The following is a 25,389-nucleotide window of genomic DNA, read 5'->3' as shown; positions in this document are numbered from 1 at the left end:
AAGCCGCGCAGGAAGCCCTCGCCGGCCGAATGGCGGCCCAGCGGGCGCGGGAAGGCGGCGTCATAGGGCTCGCGATCGAAATGGATCGCGGCGCTGGCGGGGCGTGGCGCGGCGATGGCTGGCCGCCCGTCAGTGCGCGCCGGCGGTGGGCCGGCTCGCGGCTTGTGCGCTGGCGGTGGGCATGGCGCGCGCGCCGTCGCCCACGATGGTGAAGGGCGCCCAGAAGTAGGGATGCGACCACTCGGCGCTCTTCTGCAGCACGGCCTGCGCCTGCTGCAGGGCCTCAGCCTCGCTGGGCGCCCGCGATGAGAACAGCCCGGTCATCAGCCGCACGGTCGCCGCCGAGTCCACCGACCAGTGGCTGACCACCAGGGCGCGGCCGCCGGCGTAGATCACCGCCCGCGTCAGGCCGCCCAGCGCCTCGCCGCCGCCCTGCAGGCCGGTGAGGTCGGCGGCGTCGGAGCCCGCGCCGCCGGTGTCGCAGGCCGACAGCACCACCAGGTCGGCGTCGAGCTTGAGGTCGAGGATTTCGCTGGCGTCCAGCAGGCCGTCGGAATCGGCGCCCGCGCCCACCGAGGTGACCAGCGCCGGCTCCGGAAGGCAGGCCGAGGGCTGCGGCAACAGGCCGTGGGTGGCGAAATAGACCACCTTGTAGTCGTTGAGGTCGCGCCGGTTGCGCACGGCCTCGTCGGTGAAGGTCTTGCCGATGACGATCTCGTTGGGATTGGCGCTGAGCGTCGCGCCCACCTTGCGCACCTCCTCGGCGGTGTCGGGCAGTTCGGGCAGGCGCAGCAGCGCCTGGCGCGTGCCCTCGCAGATGTTGGCGGCCGAGGCCCCGGCGCCGACCACATTGGCCGAGCGCTTCAGCACCGATGAGAAGGCCCGTGGGTCGGATTTGGCGCTGGCCGGGTCGGCGAAGGCCAGGAACGCCTGCCGGGCCCGTGAGGGGCTGAAGGCCCGCGACTGCAGGAAACTGGGCGCCGAAAGCACCAGCGAGGAATCGAGCCTGGCGCCCAGCCAGGTCACCTTCCGGTAATCGACCTCCTTGCCGGCCGGCGTGGCGGCCAGGATCGCGGCGGGGTCGTCCATCACCAGGGTCGCCACCGGCAGGGCGATCAGCGCGCCGTCCGGCTCGTAGATCAGGTGCCTGGCGGCGGCGATCTCGGCCTTGGCCGGGCCGGCGAGCTTCTGGAACAGGGCGTAGGACCTGGCGACGTCGAAGGCCGGCAGCCCGCCCTCGGCCTCGAAGGGCGCGCGGATGGCCCGGACGTCCGAGGCGGCCTGGGCGCGCGACAGCGCGATCCGGTAGGGCCTGGCGGCGGTTGGGGTGACCACCATGCCATAGCCGCGGCCGCCCAGCAGGATGACCTTCAGATAGGCCTCGTCATGGCGCAGCGCCTTCTGCAGGTCGGGCAGGGCGGCGGTGGCGGCGACCAGCTGGGCGTAGCGCGGATTGGCCGCCAGCAGCTGCGCCTCCAGGGTGTCGGACTGCTGCTGCAGGCTCTTGAGCTGGGCGTCGAGCGCGGTCTTCGCCTCGCCCGCATAGCCGCCCTGGGCCTGCAGGTTGGCGATCCGCGCCTCGGTGGCGCGCAGCTCGCGCTTGGTGTCGTCGAGGCCGCGGACCAGGCCGGTGATCGCCCCGTCGCCGGAGGCCACCCGGGCGGCCAGCTTGGAGACGGTCTGGGCCGTCGCGTTGGAGACCACGGTCTCGGAGGCCGCGAAGAAGCGGGCCTTGTAGTCGTCGGCGTGGGCCGGGTCGGCGTCGATCTTCTTGAGCAGCAGGTCGAAGTAGGGCGCCGACGCGTCGGCCGAGGCGCCCAGCGAGCCGCGCTGGCTCTGGAACAAGGCGAAGGCGCGGCCGAAGCTTTCCAGCGCCGCGTCGTCGCGGCCGGCGGCCATCTGCGCCTGGCCGAGCTGTAGCAGCAGGCCGCCCTCGGCGGCGGTGCCGGCGTGGCGGACGCGCAGGATCTGGATCGAGGTCGCGAAACGATCGGCGGCCTGGGCCGGCCGGCCGGCGTCGAGGTCGAGCTCGGCCAGGTCGGCCTCCACCCGCGAGCGGAGCCAGACGTTGAGCGCGCCGTCGGCCTCGCTGGCCGCCAGCAGCCGGCTGGCCTGGGCCAGGGGCTCACGGGCGCCGGCGGCGTCGCCCTGGGCGGCGAGGCTGGAGCCGATCACCTCATAGGACTGCGCGTCCTGGATCAGCAGCTCGTCGCTGAGAGGGACCGTGGCGCCGCTGAGCGCGCCGGGGCCGGAGCGGGTGTTCAGCGCCCGCGCCAGATCGCCGCCGATCGCCACGTCGCCGGTGGCGGTCCTGGTGACGGTGGGGCCCTTGTCGGTGATGCCGCGGGCCACGCGGGCGCGCTGCTCGGCCTGGATGGCGGCGCGCGCGGCGGCGATCGCCTGGTCGAACTTGCCCTGGTTGCGCAGGTGCAGCGCGCGGTAGCCGTCCGCCCGGGCCGACAGCAGCGGATCGTTCGCCAGGTCGACCTGGGCCTGGGCCTCGGCGAACAGGCGGTCGGCCTCGGCGAAGCGGCCGTTGTTGGAGATGTTGAGCGCCAGGTTGAGCATCGCCTCACCCTGCTCGCGCGAGGGAGCGTTGCGACCTTGGGCGTCGGCGACCAGGGCCTGGAAGTCGGTCTCGGCCTGCTCGAAGCGCCATTCGTTGTTCTGGACGTAGGCGCGGGCGCGCAGGCGCGCCGGGTCGGACGCTGCGGCCTGCTGGGCGCGGGCCAGGCCCCCGGCGCTGCCGCCGAAGTCGGCGGCGATCTCGGCGCTGGCCGCGGAGGTCTGCACCTCGGCGCTGGCTGGCGGCTTGGCGGCGCCGGAGACCACCTTCAGCCCGGTCTCCAGCACGTCGGCGATCTGGCTCGCGCCCTCGGCGACGATCTGGCCGGAGCCCTTCTTGGCGCCATAGGCCACATAGGTGGCGTTGGAGCCGGCCGCGTGGCAGGCGCGCCGCTGCACGGCGCCCAAGCCGGCGATCGCCTCGGCCTTCGGCTCGACGCAGGTCGCCCGGCCGGCCAGCGCCTGGCCCCAGGCCTTCTCGGCCTCGCCGTTCGGCAGCACGTAGATGTGGCCGAGGTTCACGTCCCAGCCGCGGCAATGGATGTCCCAGCCGCGCCGGCCGGCGGCCTGCACCAGGGCGTCGTCGTAGTTGCGCACCGCTTCGCAGACCGCGCCGCTGGCGCCGCTGCGGCCCAGGGGGATCAGGTCGGCGCGGGTCTGGGCCTGGGCGCCGCCGGCCCAGATCGCAGAGGTCGCGGCGGCCAGGGCCGCGGCGCCGAGCATCGTCGCCAGGCGGATGGGCAGGCGGCTCATGGCTTGGCCCCCGGTTTTCCGGTGTCGCTCGGGGCGCCGCCGTTCGGGGCGGCCTTGGCGGCAGGGGTTTGCGGAGCCACCGCGCGGCCGCGCCAGATCTCCTCGCTGCCGGCGCCGGTGGTGACCGGTTCGGCCAGGGCGGCGTCGGGGTCGCCGGGACTGGCGGCGAGCAGCGGCGGGGCGGCCGCCCGCTGGGCCGCGGCGCTCTGGGCCGCGTCGCTCTGGGCCGCGTCGCTCTGGGCCGCGGCGCTGGCCGCCCCGGCGCTCGCGGCGTTCTGCGAGGCCAGGGCGGCGTCGGCGCCGTTCTGGTCGCCCTCGTCGTCGGCGAACTGGTCGCCGCCGCCCAAGGGGCTCGAGACCCCGTCGCTGCCGCCCGGCGGCCCCCAGCCGTTGGGCTGGAAGGGCGTCTGCTGCTGCAGGCTGCCGGTGGCGCCGCCCGCCGCCGAGCACTGGCTGGTGCCCACCGCGCAGCTGTTGAAGCGATAGATCGCGCCCAGCGGCGGGCTGGTCGGGGCGCCCGTCGAATCCACCACCGAGAAGGCCAGGCCGGTGCCGGCCGCGAAGCTCGACACCACCTGGCCGCTGGGGTCGGTGAAGGCGCCGTAGACGTCCACCAGCTGCGGCGGATCGATCACCAGGTTCGGTCGGCTGGCGCCGGTCAGGAACAGGCCCACCGAGACGTCCGGCGTGGCGGCGGTGTTCTGCGCCACCACCTCTCGCTGGGAAGAGACTTCCAGGTCGCCGGCCGCCACCAGCACATGGTTCTGCTCGGACGGCGTGGCGATCACCCCGGTGGGCTGGTTCTTGCCGATCGAGATGCCGCTGAGCGGCGCCTGCTCGATCAGGCCGATGAACCGCTGCGATCCCATGATGATGTCCTGGGTCGCGAACAGCCGCACGTGGTTGAAGGCGCGGACGTTGGAATAGTCGCCGTTCGCATAGAGCGCCGCGCCCAACGAGCCGGAGAGTAGGATCTGCGTCGGCTGCCAGGCGGCGTTCGCCGGGTCGCCGACCTGCACCACCGCGCCGGAGGCGGTGGGCGCGACGGCGCCCTGGATCAGGGCGTTGTGGCCGCCGCCCGCCAGGAAGTCGACGGTGGGCGTCGCGGCCGGGCTGATGTCGAGCTGCAGCACCGTCAGGTCGCCGCGCTGGGTTCCGTTGGCCTGGCCGGCGTAGAGGCTCACCGCGCCGGTGGCCCGGATGCGGCCGAACTCGGCGTTGTCGAGCCACAGGCCGGAGGCCGGCGCGCCGTCGGCCGCCGACCCGCCGACCCGCAGGGCCCCGCTGGCCGACTCGATCTGCACAGTGGCCGCGCTCAGCGTCCCGCCGAGGTTGATGTCGCCGGCGACGATGTCGATGGCGCCGGGCGCGCTCAGGGTCTGGACGGTCAGGACGCCGCCGACGTTCAGGGTGACGTTGCGCCCGGCCGCCACATTGATGTTGTCGGTGAAGTCGCCGGGCGTGGTGATCGACAGGTCGCGGCCGATCGGCGCGAGCTGCTGGCCCAGCGAAAGCGTCGAGCCCTGCAGGATCAGGTCGCGGCCGGCGCTGAAGCTCGTGATCTGCACCCCGCCGTGCAGGGCCTGCAGGGTCAGGTCCTGGCCCGCGGCCAGGGCGCCGGCGGTGACGCTGGCGCCGCTGAGGGCGATGGAGCCGGACCGCGCGGTGATGTCGCCCACCCGCAGGTTCCCCGCCGCCCCGATGGAAAGGTTGCGCGTGGCGACCAGCGGGCTGGTGCTGGTGAAGTCGCCCACGGTGGTCATCAGGGTGACGTCGCGGCCGGCGCTGACCGCGTTGAGGGTGACGGTCGGGGCCGACAGCGTCGCGTCGCGGCCGGCGGAAACGGTAAGCGCGCCGGGCGCCGAGGTCGGAAGCTGCACCACCGCGTCGAGCCCCGCGGCCACATTGACGGCGGTCGCGCCCGTCACCGCGCCGGTCCCCAGGCCCAGCATGGCGCTGCCGTTGGTGGAGGTGACCGAGACCACCCGGCCGTTGTTCGCGGCGTCGGGGTTGCCCACGAAGTCGAAGCCCACGGTGTCGGTTCCCTGGCCGGTCAGGGTGGCGTTGGTCAGCGAGGCCGTCCCGCCGCTCGACAGCACAAAGACGTCGTCGCCGGCGCTCGCCTGGCCGACGGTCGTATTGCCCGTGCCGGCCACATAGAGATCGCCGCGGCTGGTCGCCTGGCCGAGGTTGATCGTCCCGCCGCTGACCAGCACCTGGCCGCCGCTGACCCGGTTCAGGGTCAACGTATTGGCCTGGACGCTGGCGCTCGCACCCGCCGTCACCGAGTCTATGGTCGCCGAAGCCAGGTTCACCGCCACCGACCCGCCGGCCGAAAGGGTGATCACCCCGCCCGAAGCCGAGCCGGTCCCGTCGCCGAAGCCGAGGTTGCCGACCGCCGCCACGCTCAGCGGCGCGGCCGAGCCGCCCGAAAGGCTGGCGCTGTCGATCAGCACCGAGCCGGCCGCGTTGATCGCCCCGGCCCCGGACAGGTTCAGCGCGCCGACGTCGATGTCGCCGGTCTCCGACTTCAGCGAGGTGGTGCGCGCCACGGTCAGCGAATTGGCCTGCAGGGCGGCGCCGTCGGCGATGAAGTCGCGCCCGGCGTTGGCCGTGCCCAGGGCGATGGCCTGCGAACCCTTCAGGATGATGTCGCGCGTCGCCGTCAGCACCGAGACCTGGCTGGGATCGGCAGCGTCGGTGCGCGACCCGGTCAGGGTCTCGGGCCCGCCGGACAGCGGCCCGCTCAGGCCGCCGAACGGGCTGCCGCCCAGCGTCTCGCAGCCGTTGCCGTTGCAGGGCGGCGGCAGCACGGGCGGCGGGCCGAGCGTGGTGGGCGGCGGCGGGGGCCGCTGATAGGGCTGGCCGATCACCTGGCCCGAGGTCTGCAGCAGCAGGTCGCGCGAGGCCGTGGCGGTGGTGAGGTAGATGTCGGTGGGGATGCCGCCGGCGTTGGCGCCGATCTGCCGGCCCGAGATCCCGCCGCCGCCCGACAGGATGATGTCCCCGCCATCCGTCGTCGCCGCCGTCGCGGTGACCACGCCGCCCAGGTTGATCACCGCGCTGGAGGCCGAGCTGCTGCTGACCGCGGCCACGAACACCGAATTGGCGCTGGTGGCGTTCTGCAGGTCCATCAGCACCGAGGAATTGCTCGGGTTGGTGATGATGAAGTCGACCAGGTCGAAGTCGCCGGGCGCGTTCTGGGCCAGCCGCAGCGTGTAGCCGACGGCCGCGCCATAGAGGACGCTCGAGCCGTTCTGGCCGGTGACGCTGGTCCCCGCCTGGGTCACCACTTCCGGCGCGATCAGGGCCACCAGGCCGCCGTGGCCGGTGATCGACGAGCCGGTCGTCATGCCCACCGCGGGCACGTCCAGCAGCTCCGAGCCCGGGAAGCTGAAGGTGGTGTTGGCGGGATCGAGGAAGGAGGTGATCTCGGGCGCGGCGGCGCTCACCAGGATGCCGCCGGCGTCCACCTTGGCGCCGTTGCCGAAGATCATGCCGTTCTTGGCGGCGAACCAGATGTTGCCGCCGAAGGCGCCGTTCACCGTGCCGGTGATGGTCCCGTCGACCTCCGGGACCTTGCTGTCGTTGATCCGGTTCAGCACGATCCAGTTGCGGGTGTCGAAGGTGTAGGCGACCTTCTCGCCGGCGCCGACGTTGTAGGTCGTCCAGTCGATGACGGTGCGCGGCGCGTGCAGGGCGACGTCGGTCTCGCCCGGGAGGCTGGCGATCACCGGCGGAGCGCCGCCGGCGTTGACCTGCGGAGCGCCGCCCAACACGGGAAGCGCCAGCGCGGGGCCGGCGACGGCCAGGCCCAGCAGGGCGCCGCAGAGCGCGGTGCGGCCGAACAGCTCGCCACGGCCCCGCACGGCCCCGCGGGCGGGGCGGTCAGGGCGGCGAGGGTCGACCACAAGGCTCATTCCGTCATCTCACCCGCTAGAAGAAGCTCGCGGTCAGGTTGACCAGCAGGCGCGGCGCCGGCCGCGGGCCGCCGGGCGACACGCTGTCGATCGGACGCGCGTAGGTGAACTCAAGGTTGGCGCGGTTGGCCAGCCGCAGCGTGAGCCCCGCGCCAAAGGACCGCAGGGTTCGGCTGGCCGCCAGGCCGGACAGCGCCGTGTCGTTGTTGTGTACGTAGCCCTGGTCGTAAAAGACGAAGGGCGAGGCCTGGACCTTGGAGCTGAGCTCGATGGCGGCGTAGCGCAGGTCCAGCGAGGCCGCAGCCCCGGTGTCGCCCAGCACCGCGGCCGGGTCGTAGCCGCGGCCCACGGAAAGGTCGCCCAGCGAGATCTGTTCGTAGGGCATCAGCGGCTTGTCGGAATATTGCGCCTGGGCGCGCAGGCTGGCGCTGATCGGGCCGAACAGCGGCGCATCGAGCCCGCCGGCCCCGCGCACCAGCCAGGCGTCTGGAACCGCGAAGCCGTGGGTCAGCAGCGCCGAGCCCGCCTCGCTCGCGCCCAGGCCGGACAGGCCCTTGCGCAGCGACAGCGCCCAGTTCACCGAAACCGGCCGATCGAAGGCGAAGCTGCGCGCGTCCCCGTCCAGCCGCAGGTACAGCACCCGCGCCTTGTCCTCGGTGAGCTTGCCGCCGCCGGCGATGTCGGTCTCCTGGTTGATGACGTCCAGGCCGCCGGCGAGGTTGAGGTCCAGCCGCCGGCGGCGGATCAGCGGATAGGCGGCTTCGACCTCGCCCACCGTCGAGATGCTCTTCAGGTCCAGGGGCTTCAGGACGTCGCCCGGCCGGGTCTCGCCATAGACCGCCGAGCCGCGCACGATCCAGCCGTCGCCGCCGATGCGCGCGGCCTCCTGCAGCTGCACCACCCATTGCTCGTTGGAATCCAGGGTATGGAAGGCGGTGAGCGCGGTATCCTCGCCGAACGGCGTGAAGCTGCGCGCGTCGCCGCGCACCAGCCCGCCCCAGCGGCCCACGGTCCGCGAGCCCAGGTTCTGGGCGTTGCCGACCGCGGTGAACGGCGTGCGGCTCACCGTGACGTCGATGTCGACCGCGCCGGGTTCCGGGTTGGCCGAGGGCCGGATCGCCGCGCGGATGCGCACGCCCGGGATGTCGGAAGCCAGCAGCAGGTAGCGCTGGGCCTTCTTCATGTCGAACGGCTTCATCCCGCGCAGCTTCTCGACATAGCGCTCGACGGCCGCCTGGGCCGGGCCGATGTCGCCGCGCACCCGCACATTGACCACGTGCGCCTCGATGACCTCCAGGACCAGCGCGCCGCCGGCGATCCGCTGCTCGGGGATCTCCACCCGCGCCAGGATCCCGCGGTCGAACAGCAGCCGCGCCGCGCGGTCGCGGATTTGGCAGATCACCCCGACCTTCTGCGGCTTGCCGATGAACGGCTGATAGGCGGCGGCGAAGTCCTGGTCCTTGAGCGCCGTGGAGCCGCGGAAGGCCACCGATCCCAGGGTCACCTCGACGGGCGAATCGGCCAGCGGGCAGGGCCCGGGCGGCTCGGGCGCGAAGACGTCGGTCTCCTGCCGCTGCAGCCTGGGGACCCGGGCGGCGGGGTTGAGTTCCGGGGCGGAGAGGCCGGGCGCCGCGGCGGCGGCCTGGGCAGGCGCGGTGGTCTGCGCCCAGGCGCTGGCCGGCGCTAGAACTGTCGTTGCAAACGCTGCAAGCGCGCGCGTTCGGAGGCCTACGCGAGGCGCCCCCATGCGTAGGCCTCCCCCAATCCAACCGCGTTTAAATGCTTCGGATCACAAGGTTTGGCAACGGTTTTATGAGGTGAATCAGACCCTAGGCGGAAATTTTACGTCGTCCGTTCGGGTCTTCATGGCGGGCTCCAATGCTGCTACCAAAGGTCACGGGCCGGGCATAGGATTCCCGGCCTTGGGGCATCGCTGGAGCGCCGATGGGGCGGGGACGCGCAACCGGATGGATCGGCTTTGTGGGCCTGGCGGCGGCGCTGGGCCTGGCCATGGCCGCACAGGCCCAGGCGCCGAAGGGCGAGCCGCCGGTGGGCGGACGGACCGGCGTTCATGAGGGCGTCGCCACCTGTTCCGGCTCGTCCTGCCACAGCCGCCCGGCGCCCAGCGGGCTGACCGTCCGCCAGAACGAGCTGATCACCTGGCAGGACCCGCACAGCGAGGCCGGCGCCCACAGCCGCGCCTGGCGGGTGCTGACCACCGCGCGCGGCGAGGCCATCGCCCAGAAGCTGGGGATCGGGCCCGCCGAGAAGGCGCCGGCCTGCCTGGCCTGCCACGCCGATCCGGCCCCGGCCGGCGAACGCGGCGCGCGCTTCCAGATCTCCGACGGCGTGGGCTGCGAGGCCTGCCACGGCGGCTCCGGCGGCTGGATCGCCAGCCACTACGCGGTGGGCGCCACCCACGCGGCCAACATCGCGCGCGGCATGGTCGCCCTGGACGAGCCTAAGGCGCGCGCCGCCAAGTGCCTGAACTGCCACTTCGGCAGCGCCGAGAAGGATCAGTTCGTCACCCACCAGATCATGGCCGCCGGCCACCCGCAGCTCAGCTTCGAGCTCGACCTCTTCTCCAGCCTGCAGAAGCACTACGACTTCGACGCCGACTACGCCTCGCGCCACAAGCAGGTCCCGGGCGGGGTGAAGACCTGGGCGGTGGGCCAGGCCATGGCGCTCGACCGCATGCTGACCCTCTATGGGCCGCGCGCGCCGGGCGGGGCCTTCCCGGAATTCAGCTTCTTCGACTGCCAGAGCTGCCACCGGACCATGGCCTCGAACGATCCCAGGTGGCGCCCGGCGTCCGAGGCCAACCCGGGCCGGCCGATCCCGGTCGGCCAGCCGCCGTTCAACGACGAGAACATGATCATGCTGTCGGCGGCGGCGAAGGTGGCGGCGCCGGCGCTGGCCGGGCGCTTCGAGGCCGAGAGCCGCGCCTTCCACGAGGCCCTGGCCAAGAACGGCGCGCTCGCGCCGCAGCGAGCCGCGACCCTGGCCGCCACCTGCCACCAGCTCGCCGACGCCTTCGCCGCCAAGAGCTTCAGCCGCGCCGAGACCCTGGCGATCTTCCAGGACCTGCTGGGCGGCGAGGGCGCGCGCCGTTACACCGACTTCTCCGGCGCGACCCAGGCGGTGATGGCCGCCGACACCCTGCTGAACGCCCTGGTGGCCGATGGCGCCATCGAGCGGGCGGCCTACGCCAGGGTGAAGCCCGACCTGGACCGCGCCTATCAGACGGTGCGCGATCCCAACGCCTTCCGCCCGGCCGAGGCGCGCGCGGCCCTGGCGCAGGTGGCCGAGAAAGTACGGGGATTGAAGTGAAGCGTGGACCCTTCGGAACGGCGCTCGCGATCGCCGCGGCCCTGGCCCTGGCGGCTTGTGGCGGCGGAGGCGGCGGCGGTTCGCAGACCACCACCCCCACGCCGCCGCCGACCACCGGGACCGGGACGGGCATGGCGGGCGTCTACGCCCTGCCGGGGACCGACTCGCTCTCAACCGCCGATGTGCAGCAGGTGCTCGCCCAGGCGATCGCCGAGGCCAAGGCCCGCAACACGCCTGCGGTGATCGCGGTGACCGACCGGGTCGGCAATGTGCTGGCGGTCTATTCCATGGCCGGGGCGCGGGCGACGGCGACCATCCGCCCGGGCCCCGGCGGCAATATCGACGCCCAGGGCGTGGTGGTGCCGGCCGCCGCCGCCGCCATCGCCAAGGCGATCACCGGGGCCTATCTGTCGTCCTCGGCCCAGGCGTTCTCCACCCGCACCGCCAGCATGATCGTGCAGGAGCATTTCCCGCCCGCGCCGGCCTCCGCCAACCTGGAAAGCGGCCCGCTGTTCGGGGTGCAGTTCTCCTCCCTGCCGTGCTCGGACCTCACCCAGCGGTTCAACCCGGCCGGCGGGGCGGGCGCCTTGATCGGGCCGAAGCGCTCGCCGCTCGGCCTGGCGGGCGATCCCGGCGGCTTCCCGCTCTACAAGAACGGCGCCCTGGTGGGCGGCGTGGGCGTGATGTCGGACGGCGACTACGGCTTCGATCCGGACGTCTCCAACATCGACAACGACGACGAGGAGAACGTGGCCCTGGCGGCCACCAACGGCTTCACCCCCTCCGCGGTCATCACCGCCGACAAGGTGAGCCTGGGCGGCACGAGCCTGCGCTACAGCGACGCCACCACCGCGACCCTGAGGGTGAGCCCGACCCAGGCGACCGCGTTCTCGGCCCTGCCGGCCGGGACGGGCGCGCTGACCCCGGTGACCGGCTACTACGCCGGAACCGCCGTGCTGGCGGGCCAGGTCTATGGCCAGGAAGCCTCGGGCGTGCGCCAGGCCTCCAGCGCCGAGTTCTCGATCCCCGGCGGCTTCATCCTCACCGACGGCTCGGGCGCCAACCGCTATCCGCCGCGCGCCGGCACCGATGGGGCCGATGTGGGCCAGGCGCTCAGCGCCGCCGAGGTCACCGCCCTTCTGGAAGAAGCCTTCAAGGTGATGCAGCACGCGCGCGGCGCCATCCGCCAGCCCGCCAACAGCGTCGCCCAGATGTCGATCTCGGTGGTCGACACCCGCGGCGTGATCCTGGGCGTGGTGCGCGCGCCGGACGCCTCGCTGTTCGGCACCGACGTCTCGGTGCAGAAGGCGCGCACGGTCGCCTTCATGTCGGGACCCAATGCGGCCTCGGACCTGCAGGGCAATCCGAGCGCCGACGTGAAGAGCTTCGTCACCAACGTGCGGAGCTTCTTCCCCGATCCCAACGCGCTCACCGGCAAGACCGCGTTCGGCGCGCGCTCGATCGGCAACCTGGCGCGGCCGTTCTTCCCCGACGGCCAGCAGGGGCGGCCGAACGGGCCGCTGTCGCGCCCGATCAGCCAGTGGAGCATCTTCTCCACCGGCCTGCAGAGCGCGCTGATCATCGGCAACATCGGCCAGCACCTGGCCTTCGTCACCGGCGCCAGCCCCACCGACACCGCGCCGCGCTGCACCGCGCTGCCGGACGTGGCGCCCGGCCAGAACCGGCTGCAGAACGGCCTGCAGATCTTCCCGGGCGGGATGCCGATCTACCGGGCCGGCAAGCTGATCGGCGGCATCGGGGTTTCCGGCGACGGCATCGACCAGGACGACATGGTGGCCTTCCTCGGTCTGGCGAACGCCGCGGGCCGGGTCGCCATCGGCAACGCCGACCCCGCGATCCGCGCGGATCAACTGATTGTGGGGCCGGCGCCCGCACAACGGTTGCTTTACGTTAACTGTCCTTTCGCACCCTTCCTCGACACCTCGGACCAGAACGTCTGCCAGGGAAAATGATGGGATGCGGGGCGGCCTCCTCTTTGCGCTCCTGATCGCGACGCTCCCGCTCGCGCAGCGGGCGCGGGCGGCTGACGTCATTGGCGACCTGCTGGCGGCGACCATGGGCGCTCCAGAGGCCGACCAGTCGCCGTCCGCCGCACAGCCCGCTCCCCAGGCTGCGCCGCCGCCCGCCGCGCCGCCCGAGGCGCCGCGCCGCCGCCGGCCCGGCCAGCACGAACAGCTGCCGCCGGCCGAGGCGCCGCAGGTCAATCCCAGGGGAATCGAGGCCCCGCCGCCGGAGGCCTTCCCCGCCGACCAGGTCCCGATCCCCGACCGCTGGCGGGTGATCGAGGCGGTGGGCGTCCACTCGCGCTGGTTCGACCCCTACGACCAGAACACCATCAAGGGCGACCGGCCGATCGCCGGGACCCAGGACTGGTTCTTCACCCTGACCGGCGTCTCCGACACGGTGCTGGAGCCGCGCAGCTTCCCCCTGCCGGTCGGCTCGCAGACCACCACGCGGCCGGGCAGCAACGACAATTTCGGCCGCGCCAACAGCTTCGCCGGATCGCAGAGCATCATCGCCGGTCTGGAACTGACCAAGGGCTCGACGGCCTACAAGCCGCCGGAGATCGAGTTCCGGCTGACGCTGGACTTCAACTACAACTACGCCTCGGTCCCCGAGAAGCGGATCCTGTCGATCAGCCCCAGCAATCCCGGGCGGCGCTCGGACGAGTTCGTGGGCGTGCAGGAAGCCTTCGTCGACTACCACCTGCGCAACGTATCGGACCGCTATGACTTCGACTCCGTCAGGGTCGGAATCCAGCCTTTTTCCGCGGACTTCCGCGGATTTCTTTTCCAGGACAATCAACTGGGAATCCGGCTGTTCGGCGACCGCGACAACAACCGCTGGCAATATAATCTGGCCTGGTTCCGGCGGCTGGAGAAGGACACCAACTCCGGCCTCAACGACGTCACCCAGCGGATCCGCAACGACGACGTGTTCGTGGCCAACCTCTACCGCCAGGACCTGCCGTTCCCGGGCATCACCTCGCAGCTGACCGTGGTCTACAACAAGAACCGCGAGGCCGGGCAGATCCACTTCGACGACAACGGCTTCCCGGTCCGTCCCGCCTTGATAGGGGATCAGAGGACACGCGACTACGACGTTGTTTATCTTGGCTATAATGCCGATGGCCATATCGGCCGGCTGAACCTGACCGGCTCGATCTACAACGCCACGGGCAAGGACAAGAATTCGGTCTTCACCAACCGGCCGGCCGACATCGACGCCTGGTTCGCCGCGGTCGAGCCCTCCTACGACTTCGACTGGATCCGGGTGCGCGGCTCGGCGCTGTGGGCCTCAGGCGACAAGAATCCGTTCGACAACAAGGAAACCGGCTTCGACGCCATTTACGAGAACCCGCAGTTCGGCGGCGCCGACACCAGCTACTGGATCCGCCAGTCGATCCCGTTCGTCGGCGGCGGCCGCGCGATCTTCCTGAACGGGCGCAATGGCGTCCTGGCCGACCTGCGCTCGTCGAAGGACGAGGGCCAGTCGAACTTCAACAATCCCGGGACGGTGTTCCTGGGCGGCGGGGCCGACTTCGACGTGACGCCCAGGCTGCGGCTGACCACCAACATCAACCACATCTGGTTCGACGACACCGCGGTGCTGCAGACCCTGCGCAACGAGGGCACCATCCCGCGCGACCTGGGCTGGGATTATTCGGTTTCGATGATCTATCGTCCGAAGATGACGCAGAACCTGGTGCTGCGCGGCTCGGTGGCGGTGTTCGACCCGAGTTCGGGCTTCCACGATCTCTTCACCAACTCCAGCGGCGACAACCGGTACTATTCGGTGCTGCTGAACGCGATTCTCAACTTCTAGGGGCGGCATGGGGCGGCTGGGCAAGAAGGGCGGACTGTGGGGAGCGCTGGCGGCGCTCGTCCTCGTCGTCGCGCCTGCGACCCTGCTGGCCGCCGGCGATGAGGAAAAGCCGGTCGCCCGCGTCTATCACACCGCCCCGCCGGCCAGGCAGGGCGAGACGCCGGAGGCGGCGCACGCCGCCAGCGCCGGCTGCGAGAGCTGCCACACCGAGACCGACGCGCCGTCGATGCACAAGTCCGCCGCCGTGGTGCTGGGCTGCGCCGACTGCCACGGGGGCGATGCGACCGTGACCGCGCGGCCAGGGTTGGCCAAGACCTCGGCGGAGTACGCGACCCTGCGCGACAAGGCCCATGTGCTGCCGCGCTATCCCAAGGCCTGGGGCTATCCGGGCTCGGCCAAGCCGAAGGAAAGCTACACCCTGTTGAACCGCGAGGCGCCGGAGTTCGTGCGCTTCGTGAACCCCTCGGACTATCGGGTCGCCCGCGAATCCTGCGGCGCCTGCCACCTCGACGTGATCCAGAAGGCCGAGCGTTCGCTGATGGCCAACGGGGCCATGTTCTTCGAGGGCGCGCTCTACAACAACGGCGTCCTGCCCAACAAGACCGGGATCCTGGGCGAGGCCTACACCCGCAACGGCGAGCCGGCGAAGGTGGTCTCGCCGGGCGATCCGCCCGGGACGGTGACGCCGGCCGAGAAGGCCAAGGGCGCGATCGGCACGCTCTATCCGCTGCCCACCTGGCAGGTGACCCCGCCCAGCGACATCTTCCGGGTCTTCGAGCGCGGCGGGCGCACCATCGGCTCCGGGTTCACCGAGCTCGGCATCCCCGACGAAACCGGCGACCCGCAGAAGCTGGAGGAGCCGGGCCGGCCCGACATCCGCCAGTCGAACCGCGGCCCCGGCACCGGCCTGCGCGTGGCGATCCCGGTGCTCAACGTCCACAAGACGCGCCTGAACGACCCCTTCATGTGGTTCCTGGGCACCAACGACCAGCCGGGCGACTACCGCACCTCCGGCTGCGCCGGTTGCCACGTGGTCTACGCCAACGACCGCGAACCGATGCACGGCCTGACCTGGGCCAAGTTCGGCCGCGACGGCCAGTCGGCCAGCAAGGACCCGACGATCAGCAAGACCGAGAGCGGCCACCCGATCGAGCACGCCTTCACCCGCTCGATCCCGACCTCGCAGTGCATGACCTGCCACATGCACCAGCCGAACATGTTCCTGAACACCTACCTCGGCTACACCATGTGGGACTACGAGTCCGACGCGCCCTTCATGTGGCCGGAACGGCAGCGCTATCCGACCGCCGCCGAGATGCGCAAGGTCCTGGACCGCAACCCGGAAGGCGCCGCCCCGCGCGGCCTGTGGGCCAGCCTCGACTTCCTGCGCAACGTCTTCGACCTGAACCCCAAGCTGCACGACACCCAGTTCGCCGACTACCACGGCCACGGCTGGGACTTCCGCGGGGTCTACAAGCGCGACCGCGACGGCAACCTGCTGGACGCCGATGGCAAGATCGTCGCCAACGACGACCCGGAGAAGTGGCGCAAGGCCGGGGCCGGCAAGTTCGAGGCGGTCGGCGGCCAGTCCGGCAAGGCGGTCCACATGATGGACATCCACGCCGAGAAGGGCATGCAGTGCGCCGACTGCCACTTCGCCCAGGACGCCCACGGCTCGGGCCTGATCATGGGCGAGGTCGCCAACGCCGTGGAGATCAGCTGCAAGGACTGCCACGGCACCATCTCGGCCTATCCGACGCTCAGAACCTCCAACGTCGCCGCCAGCCCGCAGGGCACCGACCTGACGCTGCTGCGCAATCCCGACGGCAAGCCGCGCTTCGAATGGGTGGAGCAGGACGGCCGCCGCGTCTTGATGCAGCGCTCGATCATCGATCCCAAGCTGGAGTGGCGGATCCACCTGGTGAAGGACTCGGTCGACCGCTCGAGCCCCGACTTCAACGCCAAGGCGGCCCGCGCCAAGCTGATGGCCAAGATCAGCCAGGACGGAAAGCCGTTCCAGTGGGGCCCCGGCGTCGCGCCCCAGAACCTCGCCCACAAGGACGGCGAGATGGAATGCTACGCCTGCCACACCTCCTGGACGACGTCCTGTGGCGGCTGCCACCTGCCGATCGAGGCCAACTGGAAGACCGCCAGCCACAAGTACGAGGGCGACGTCACCCGCAACTACGCCACCTACAATCCCCAGGTGGCGCGCGACGACATGTTCCAGCTCGGCCGCCACTCGACGGTGAAGGGCAACACCATCGCCCCGGTGCGCTCGTCCTCGGCGCTGATCCTCAGTTCGACCAACATCAACCGCGACCGGATCTACACCCAGCAGCCGTCGATCGCGGCCAGCGGCTTCTCCAACCAGGCCTTCGCGCCGCACTTCGCGCACACGGTGCGCACGACCGAGACCAAGACCTGCGACGACTGTCACGTCTCGGCGGCGAACGACAACAACGCGATCATGGCCCAGCTGCTGCTGCTCGGCACCAACACCATCAACTTCGTGGGCATGCACGCCTGGGTCGGCCTGGACAACGGCATCGAGGCGGTGCGGGTCACCGAATGGAACGAGCCGCAGGCGGTGTTCGGCTCCTACCTGCAGAAGTACGCCTATCCCGACTTCTACAAGCTGCACGTCGAGCGGAACCATCGCGAGCTGATCTCCTGGCGCCGCGGCAAGCCGTTCGCCAAGGGGCTGAAGGGCGGCGAAGCCGACGCGGCGGAAGACATCGTCAACGTCACCCACGGCACCGGCGGGGCGGCCCGCTGCCTGCAGCTGCGCGGCGAATATATGTATGTGGCCGAGGGCAAGGGCGGCTTCCGCGTCTATGACGTCTCGCAGATCGGCAACAAGGACGTCTCGCAGAAGATCGTCTCGGCGCCCTTCTCGCCGCTCGGCGACGACACCCACATCGCATCGAAGAACGCCACCTGCATGGCGCTGCCCACCAACCAGTCGATCGCGCCCGGGCGCAACACGCCGCAGATCCGCAAGGACAACCAGGAACAGGCGTTCCACCCGATCTACCACTACGCCTTCGTCACCGACGCCGAGGAAGGCCTGATCGCCGTCAACGTCGACACCCTGAGCGACGGCGACCCGCGCAACAACAGCCTGCATCGGGCGCTGACCTGGAACCCGAACGGCCTGCTGAAGGGCGCGCGGCACATCACGCTGGGCGGCCACTACGCCTACATCGCCGCCGACGCCGGCCTGGTGGTGGTCGACCTCAACGACCCGTTGAAGCCGCGCCATGTGGCGACGCTGAACCTGCCGGATGTCCGCGCGAGCGCGCTGCAGTTCCGCTACCTGTTCGTCACCGACGCCCGCGGGCTGGAGGTGGTGGACGTCACCAATTTCGAGAAGCCGGCGCTGGTCGCGGGCGCGACCGTGCCGCTGGCCGATGCGCGCCGGGTCTATGTGGCGCGCACCTACGCCTATGTGGCGGCCAAGAAGGATGGCCTGGTCATCGTCGACGTGAAGCGGCCGGAACATCCGACGATCTACCAGAAGGTCGATTTCGGCGGGAAGATGAACGACGCCGAGGACGTGATCGTGGCCTCCACCAACGCCTCGATGTTCGCCTATGTGGCCGACGGCAGGAACGGCATGAAGGTGATCCAGCTCACCAGCCCGGCCAGCCAGCCCAACTTCTACGGCTTCTCGCCGGCCCCCAAGCCGGAACTCATCGCCTGGGCCAGGACCCGCACGCCTGCGCTGGCGCTGTCCAAGGGCCTGGACCGCGACCGGGCGGTGGACGAGACGGGCGACCAGATCGCGGTGTTCGGCCGCCTCGGCTCGCGGCCGTTCAACCGCAAGGAGATGGAACGGTTCTTCCTCGACGCCTGGGACCGCCCCTACCGGGTGACCGACGACCCCGACCTCGCCGCCTGGGTGGCCGCGGGCCGCTAGCGGCCATGGCCGGCCTGCCGCCGCTTTCGGGACTGCCGGCGGGCCTTCGCAGCCGCTACGTCGAGCCCATCAACGGCCTCACCATGCATGTCCTGGAGGCGGGGTTCGAGACGCCCGATCGACCCCTGGTGCTGTTGCTGCACGGGTTCCCGGAGCTGGCCTATAGCTGGCGCAAGGTCATGCCGGCGCTGGCGGCGGCGGGCTATCATGTGGTCGCGCCGGACCAGCGGGGCTACGGCCGCACCACCGGGGCGGACACCCGCTACGAGGCCTCCATCGGCCAGTTTGGGCTGCTCAGTCTGGTTCGCGACGCCCTGGCGCTGGTGGCCGCGCTCGGCCGATCCGAGGTGGCCGCGGTGATCGGCCACGATTTCGGCTCGCCGGTCGCCGCCCACTGCGCCCTGATCCGCCCCGACGTCTTCCGCGCCGTGGCCCTGATGAGCGCCCCCTTCGCCGGGCCGCCAGCCCTGCCGCCGCCGGCCGCCGGGCCAGATCTGCTGAAGGCCCTGGCCGCCCTGGACCCGCCGCGCAAGCTCTACCAGTGGTACTATTCGAGCCCCGAGGCCGGCGCGGACATGCGGGGCTGCGCGCAGGGCCTCAGCGACTTCCTGCGCGCCTACTACCACGTGAAGAGCGCCGACTGGGCGGGGAACGCCCCGTTCCGGCTGGCCGGCTGGGCGGCCGAGGACCTGGCCAGGATGCCGACCTACTACGTCATGGCCCTGGACCAGGACATGGCCGCCACCGTCGCGCCGCACGGGCCGTCGAAGGCTGAGGTCGCCGCCTGCGGCTGGCTGCCGGACGCCGAACTGGCCGTCTACGTCAGCGAATTCGCCCGCACCGGCTTCCAGGGCGGGCTGAACTGGTACCGCTGCGGCACAAGCGGGCTGAACGCCCGCGAGACCGCGCTGTTCTCAGGCCGCCGCATCGAGGTCCCGGCGCTGTTCGTGGCCGGCGCCCAGGACTGGGGCGTCTACCAGGCGCCGGGCGCGCTGGAGGCGATGCAAGCCGAGGCCTGCGCCGATTTCCGCGGCCGCCATCTGATCCAAGGCGCCGGCCACTGGGTGCAGCAGGAACAGCCCGGGGCGGTGGGCGAACGCCTGCTGGAATTTCTAGTGTCATCCCAGCCGTAGCGAAGCGGAGAGCCGGGACCCAGGGGCGGCCGCACTGCCACTCGCCCGAGGTCCCGGATCGGCCTTGCGGGCCGTCCGGGATGACAGGCCTTGTCTTACCCAGCGTCGGAGCCGCATCCTCGGCGCGATGCGGCCGTATGAGAGCCGCCACCGAGGGGGAAGTCCGATGCTGAGGCGTCTGCTGCCGATCACCCTGCCCATGACTTTGGCGATCGCCGCCGCCTTGTTTGCGACGAACGCCGCGCGCGCCGCAGACGCCCCCACGGTGGTCGCCATCGACACCGGAAAGGTCCAGGGCGCGGTGAAGGCCGGCGTCCTGTCCTTCAAGGGCATCCCCTTCGCCGCCCAGCCGGTGGGCGACCTGCGCTGGCGGCCGCCGCAGCCCGCGCCGCGCTGGAGCGGGGTCAAGGCCGCCACGGCCTTCGGCCACGACTGCCTGCAGGGCATCGTCAGGAACGACCCCGGAATGGGCACGGACCTCGGCGAGGACTGCCTGAACGTCAACGTCTGGCGGCCGGCCGCGGTGTCGCCCAAGAAGCTGCCGGTGATGGTCTGGTTCTATGGCGGCGGCCTGGTCAACGGCGGCACCCAGCCGGAGATCTACCAGGGCGACAACTTCGCCCGCGACGGGGTGGTGTTCGTCTCGGTCAGCTATCGGTTGGGCCGCTTCGGCTTCTTCGCCTTCCCGGCGCTCTCCGCCGAACGCCCGGACGAGCTCAAGGGCAACTACGGCTACATGGACCAGCTCGCGGCGCTGAAGTGGGTCCAGCGCAACATCGCGGCTTTCGGCGGCGATCCCAGGCAGGTGACCATCTTCGGCGAATCCGCCGGCGGCTTCTCGGTGCACACCCTGGTGGCCTCGCCGCTGGCCAAGGGCCTGTTCGAACGCGCCATCGTCGAGAGCGGCGGGGGACGCACCGCCGAGGGCCCGGCGCCCGCGCTGGCCTCGGCCGAGACGCAAGGGCTCGCCTTCGCCAGGTCGGTGGGCGTGGACGGCGCCGACGCGGCGGCGCTCGCCAAGCTTCGGGCCCTGCCGGCCGACAAGGTCACCGGCAACCTCACCATGTACACCGCCGCCGCCAACGCCCCGATCTATTCGGGCCCGATCACCGACGGGAAGCTGGTGGTGGAGACGCCGGAGCAGGCCTATCGCGCCGGCCGGCAGAACAAGGTCGCCCTGATCGCCGGGGCCAATGGGGCCGATCTCGGCTTCAACGCCGCCAAGACCATGGATGAGCTGATCGCGCCGTTCGGGGCGAAGAAGGCGGCCGCGCTCGCCGCCTACGACCCGCAGGGGACCGGCGCGCTCCCGGCCGCCCGCGCCAAGGTCGGCATGGACCAGCTGATGCTGGAGCCGGCGCGGTTCGACGTGCGGACCTTCGCCGCCCAGGGCCTGCCGGCCTGGGAGTTCCGCTTCGACTATGTGGGCGACGCCCTGCACGCCCGCGCCCCCAACGGCGCGCCGCACGCCTCGGAAATCCCCTTCGTCTTCGACAAGTACGGCCAGATCTACATCGGCATCGTCTCGCCGACCCACTCCGGCTCGCCCACCGCGCTGGACAGCCAGGTGGCCAGGACCGCCCACGGCTACTGGGTCAACTTCGCCAAGACCGGCGACCCCAACGGCCCGGGCCTGCCGCCCTGGCCGCGCTATTCGGCGGCGAAGGACGAGCTGATGATCTTTCAGCGCGACGGGACGGCGAAGGCCCAGCCCGACCCGCTGAAGGCCCGCATGGACCTCACCGCGGCGATCCAGCCCTAGGGTCCGAAGGCGCGAGGGCGCCTATCCCCCGGTTTCGCCGGACACGAAATCGAAGTTGGGCCCCGTTGGCTTTCCCCCGAAGTTCCAGACCAGGGTCAGCGAAACCGATCTTGTGTCGCGAATATCCAGGGAGCGAATGGTCTCGCCGCCGGGCAGGCTGAGCACGGTCCTGTTGCGCAGGGTGTGGAAGGGATCCTGGACGACAAAGGTCCACGACAGCCTGTTGTCGATGATGTGCCTGTAGCCGATGTTCGCGCCATAGGTCGGCAGCACATATCCCTGTGGCAGCAGCCGCTCGCCATTCACGAACAGGTTGAACTGGGCCAGGTCCTTCGGGGTCACCTGCCAGTCCACATTGGCGTGGCCGAACCCGGTAACCACCGTCCGCCGTCGCTGCAGGCCCACATTGGCGGTGTCCAGGCTCGTCTCGTAGACGTCGCCGCTGACATTGACGCTGATCTTGGACGAGATGGGCCGGCCGACCACCACCTCCAGACCGCCGTTGCTCTGCTTCCCGACGTTCGCCGTTTTCTGCAGGATGACGTCGTTGCCGAGGTCGGACTCCACGAAGCCGAACGCATCGTCGATCTGCCGGTAGTAGAGCGTCGCCTGGACGTTGGCGCCGCCCTCGCCGCGGTGTTCATAGCCCAGCTCGTAGGAATTCGTGACCTGCGGCCTCAAATCAGGGTCGCCGACAGCGATCAGCTTGGAAGACTCCTGGAGTTGAAAAGGCGCCAGCTGCACATAGCTCGGCACGCTGGATTTTCGGGAATAGCTCCCTGTCACCCGCGCTCCGCCGCCGAGATCGTAACTCACATGGAGCGTCGGATAGAGTTCCGGATAGTTGGGATCGAGCCGGAACCCCGCCAAGGTCTCCGTAAGGCGCAGGGACGTGTACTCGTATCGCAGGCCTGCGAGATAGTTCAGGCTGCCGATCGTATTCTCGTAGGTGACGAAGGCGTCGTTGGACACCGTGTCGTCTTCAAACCGATGGAACAGTCCCGGATCCGGCGCGAAGTCGCCGAACGTCGTCCCCAAGGCCGCTGTGTCGGTGTCGTGGGTCAGATAGTCCGAGAAGTCGTAGCCCAGCTTGAGCTTGGCTCTTCCAGAGAGCGATTGCTGGTAGTTCACCGTAAGATCAACGGCCTTCGTGGAAATGTCTTGCCCCGTGGCCTCGGACTGACTCGGCGCGCCGGCTGATGGAAACGATGGAACAGTCTGGTTGCTCTGAGCGTCGGATATTTCCAGGTCGCCGGCAAAGACGTTGAACTCCAGGGTGCGGTCGGCTGAGAATTTGTGGCGCAGATCGAGGGTCACTTCGCCGGCGGCTTGGGTGACGTGATCGCGCCCCTGGCGCTCCAGTTGGGATTGCAGCGGGCCGTCCGCAGCGAAGGCCGTCAGTCCCTCGGCCGTGGAGGTGCTGGCGTCGTGATAGAGGCTGCGGACGGCGCCGCTGAAATGGGTCTTGTCGCTCAGGTCGTAGTCGAGGCCGACATGGCCCTGCGCCCCGCTCTGATGGACGCCGGTTATGGTTCGATCCGTCTCGTTGCCGGCGCCCGCGGCTGGAGAGCCGGGGAACGACAGGTCGTCCACCGAGTGGGTCGTCTGCGGGTCCTTGCGATAGTTGAGGTCGCCCACGACGCTCAGCCTGTTTGAATTGTACCCGAACGTGCCTGCCAGCGATCCACGCTCCTGGCTGCCAAGCTGTGCGCGAAACGTCCCGGTCCGGCCAGCCCCCCGCGCTTTCCTGGTGATCAGATTGATGATGCCGCCCGAGCCATAGACCCTGAACTCGGCGGACGGGTTCGTCATGACCTCGACGCGCTCGAATTGATTGGCGGGCGTGCTCTGGATCGCCTGGGCCAGGTTTGACCCGCTGAACTGCATCGACGGCTTTCCATCGATGAGGACCACGACGTGGCTGTCCCCCCGCAGGCTGACGCCGCCGGACATATCGATCTGGATGGATGGGATATTCCGCAGCGCGTCGGAGATGCTGCCCGCCTGGCCCTGCAGATCGTTCAGGATGGAGTAGCTGCGGCGATCAATCGAAACCTCGAGGTCGGGCGTCTTCCCGTTGACCGTGACGCCCTGCACCACCGTACCGGATGGAGGCGCGTTGGCCGCCGGCTTCGCCGGCGGAGCGGGGTCCTGCGGCTGGGCGCCGTCCAGCGACCACGCCAACAGGTAGGCCGCAATTATCATGTCTTCTCCCGGACCGGAGGGCCATGCGGCGACTCTGGACGGCCATCGGCCCAACGGCAACGCTGGGTAGGTGAACTGGCGGCGTGCTCCGCGCCCGCCGATCGCGCGCGCCTAGGTCAGGGTGAAAGCCGAGACCGGGACCGGCACGCCCTTCAGCTCGATTTCGCCCACCGGCCTGGCGCCCTCGGTGGCGGTCGCCCGGCGCAGGGTCTCGTTGGAGAACAGGATGCGGGTGCCGAAGGTCTTGTTGGCCGCCTCCAGTCGCGCGGCGATCACCACCACCTCGCCATAGGCCGTGTAGTTGAAGCGCCGTTCGCCGCCGAAGTTGCCCACCAGGCCCGTGCCGGAATCCAGGCCCATGCGGGTGGCGCCGAACACCCCGTGCTCGGCGATCATCCTGGCGCGGTAGTCCTCGGCGAAGGCGTCGATCTCGCGGGCGCAGGCCAGCGCCCGGTCGGCGTGGTCGGGATAGGCCACCGGCGCGCCGAACATCACGATCACCCCGTCGCCGGTCATCTTGTCGATCATCGCCCCGTGGTTCCACAGGATCTCCAGGATGCCGTCGAGGTAGCCGTTGATCACATGCTGGAAGGTGTCGAGCGGCAGGGTCGCCACCAGGTTCGAGAAGTTCTCCAGGTCGGAGATCATCACCGTGATCTCGCGCGCCTCGGCGCCGATCTTCACCGCCTCCTTGCCCTCGACGATGTTGTCGATCACCTGCGGCGCCAGATAGCGCTCCAGCGTCGAGGAATAGAAGGCGCGCTGGGTCTGCAGTTCGGCGGCGGTCAGGCGGCTCATGATGAAGAAGGCGACGGCGAAGCTGACCCCCGGGGCGGTCATCGGCATGACGAAGGCCAGGGCGTAGAACGCCGCGAACGCCACCATCACCGCCACGGTCACCCCGCCCAGGACGATGCCGATCGCCATCCACCAGCGCACCGCGCCGCGGCCCAGGCCCGCCCCGCCCAGGGCGGCGGCGAAGACGATCAGCCCCACCGCCAGCGGCGTCGCGGTCTTGATCTGGTCGCCGGCCAGCATCTGGCTCAGCGCATGGACGTGGACCTCGACCCCCGGGGTGCCGGCGCCATTGCCGGGCAGCAGGCGCAGCGGCGTGGCGTGCATGTCCTCCGGCAGGTTGTCGGCGTCGGCGTGGGCCGAGCGCGCCACCGCGCCGATGAACACGATCTTGTTCTTGAAGAAGGCGTCCGGCAGCACCGCCGCATAGGCCGCGGAATAGGACGGCGCGACGGCGCCGCGGTTCTCCGCCGTCGCGCCGGGGTAGGGCGCCCGATAGCGGATGGCGAACGGCTTGGTGGGCGGCGTCACGCCGAGCACGGCGGCGACCTCGGCGGAAAGCGCGCGCATCCGGCTGGGCAGGGGGTCGTAGTGGCGGATGACGTTGTCGTAGTCCATGTGCACCAGGGCGCGGCTGTCGGCGTAGTGCAGCTTGGGATCGACGGGGTAGTCGACACCCGGCTTGCGGGCCGGATCGGCCCCCACCACGATCGGGGCCTTGATGCCTGCGATGCGCTTGGAGAAGTCCTCGAACTCGCCGGAGTTCGGGGTCCAGGTGTCGAGCAGGTAGTCGACGGCGATCGCCCGCGCGCCCTTCTTGTCGAGCGTCGCCAAAAGGTCGCCCAGCCAGGCCTTGTTGATCGGCGCCAGGCAATGGCAGGGCGAGGCGTCGCTCATCGCCTGGTCGGCCGCGTCGTCCATCTTGACGATCACGAAGTCGGGCTGGGCGGGCCGGGCGGTGTAGGAGACCCGGAAGTCGTAGGTCTGGTTCTCCACGAAGCGGAACGGCGAGGTGACGTTCAGCGCCAGGGCGACGACGGTGGCGGCCAGCGCCACGCCGGCGAAGATCTGGATGTCGGCCCAGCGGCCGCCCGACTCGCGCAGCGCCGAAAGGCGTCGGGAGAGGAAGGCGAACAGTCCGCTCGGCCGGTCCGCCAT

11 protein-coding genes and 1 pseudogene are annotated in these 25,389 nt (G+C 70.6%); 7 read left to right on the top strand and 5 right to left on the bottom strand.

Translation table 11 applies throughout. The features are described 5' to 3' along the window. Positions 1–129 precede the first annotated feature (129 nt). Genes VGL85_RS16860 through VGL85_RS16850 form a run of 3 tightly spaced genes read right to left on the bottom strand, consistent with a single transcriptional unit; the run spans position 130 to position 8,985 of the window. On the bottom strand, positions 130–3,318 hold the full coding sequence (locus VGL85_RS16860; protein WP_331590144.1) for a CHAT domain-containing protein: 3,189 nt from the start codon (positions 3,316–3,318) through the stop codon (positions 130–132). After that, entirely contained in the window at positions 3,315–7,238 is a 3,924-nt protein-coding gene (locus tag VGL85_RS16855; RefSeq protein ID WP_331590143.1) for a filamentous hemagglutinin N-terminal domain-containing protein, read from the bottom strand. The genes VGL85_RS16860 and VGL85_RS16855 overlap by 4 nt, the downstream gene beginning before the upstream one ends. 16 nt (positions 7,239–7,254) lie before the next feature. Further along, positions 7,255–8,985 (bottom strand): ShlB/FhaC/HecB family hemolysin secretion/activation protein, encoded by a 1,731-nt coding sequence (locus VGL85_RS16850; protein ID WP_331590142.1) that lies wholly within the window; start codon positions 8,983–8,985, stop codon positions 7,255–7,257. Between the two features lie 197 nt (positions 8,986–9,182). Between VGL85_RS16850 and VGL85_RS16845 the strand changes: the two genes are divergently transcribed. From VGL85_RS16845 to VGL85_RS16815, 7 genes and pseudogenes are all read left to right on the top strand, one after another. Continuing rightward, positions 9,183–10,568: a multiheme c-type cytochrome gene (locus VGL85_RS16845; protein ID WP_331590141.1), complete on the top strand. Its 1,386-nt coding sequence runs from the start codon at positions 9,183–9,185 to the stop codon at positions 10,566–10,568. Continuing rightward, the gene (locus VGL85_RS16840; RefSeq protein WP_331590140.1) at positions 10,565–12,541 is read left to right on the top strand and encodes a heme-binding protein; all 1,977 of its coding nucleotides are present in this window, start codon (positions 10,565–10,567) and stop codon (positions 12,539–12,541) included. The genes VGL85_RS16845 and VGL85_RS16840 overlap by 4 nt, the downstream gene beginning before the upstream one ends. 4 nt (positions 12,542–12,545) lie before the next feature. Further along, positions 12,546–14,414, top strand: a complete 1,869-nt coding sequence (locus VGL85_RS16835) for a hypothetical protein (protein ID WP_331590139.1) — start codon at positions 12,546–12,548, stop codon at positions 14,412–14,414. Between the two features lie 7 nt (positions 14,415–14,421). Next, positions 14,422–18,336 carry a hypothetical protein gene (locus tag VGL85_RS16830; protein WP_331590138.1) on the top strand — a complete coding sequence of 1,305 codons (3,915 nt, stop codon included), beginning with the start codon at positions 14,422–14,424 and terminating at the stop codon, positions 18,334–18,336. Positions 18,337–18,341: 5 nt separating this feature from the next. After that, positions 18,342–19,469, top strand: a complete 1,128-nt coding sequence (locus VGL85_RS16825; RefSeq protein WP_331590137.1) for an alpha/beta hydrolase — start codon at positions 18,342–18,344, stop codon at positions 19,467–19,469. Further along, positions 19,453–19,554: pseudogene (locus tag VGL85_RS22190) on the top strand (hypothetical protein); the annotation flags it as partial. The gene VGL85_RS16825 and the pseudogene VGL85_RS22190, both read left to right, overlap by 17 nt. An 81-nt stretch (positions 19,555–19,635) precedes the next feature. Continuing rightward, positions 19,636–21,231 (top strand): carboxylesterase/lipase family protein, encoded by a 1,596-nt coding sequence (locus tag VGL85_RS16815; RefSeq protein ID WP_331590136.1) that lies wholly within the window; start codon positions 19,636–19,638, stop codon positions 21,229–21,231. Positions 21,232–21,252: 21 nt separating this feature from the next. On the opposite strand, the gene VGL85_RS16810 is transcribed toward VGL85_RS16815, so the two are convergent. Further along, entirely contained in the window at positions 21,253–23,436 is a 2,184-nt protein-coding gene (locus VGL85_RS16810) for a TonB-dependent receptor domain-containing protein (protein WP_331590135.1), read from the bottom strand. Positions 23,437–23,547: 111 nt separating this feature from the next. Next, positions 23,548–25,389 carry a CHASE2 domain-containing protein gene (locus VGL85_RS16805; protein ID WP_331590134.1) on the bottom strand — a complete coding sequence of 614 codons (1,842 nt, stop codon included), beginning with the start codon at positions 25,387–25,389 and terminating at the stop codon, positions 23,548–23,550.

Source organism: Phenylobacterium sp. (assembly GCF_036501465.1).
Lineage (GTDB): Bacteria > Pseudomonadota > Alphaproteobacteria > Caulobacterales > Caulobacteraceae > Phenylobacterium.
The sequence above is the reverse complement of the archived record's forward strand: the minus strand, read 5'-3'. Positions and strand labels throughout refer to the sequence as shown.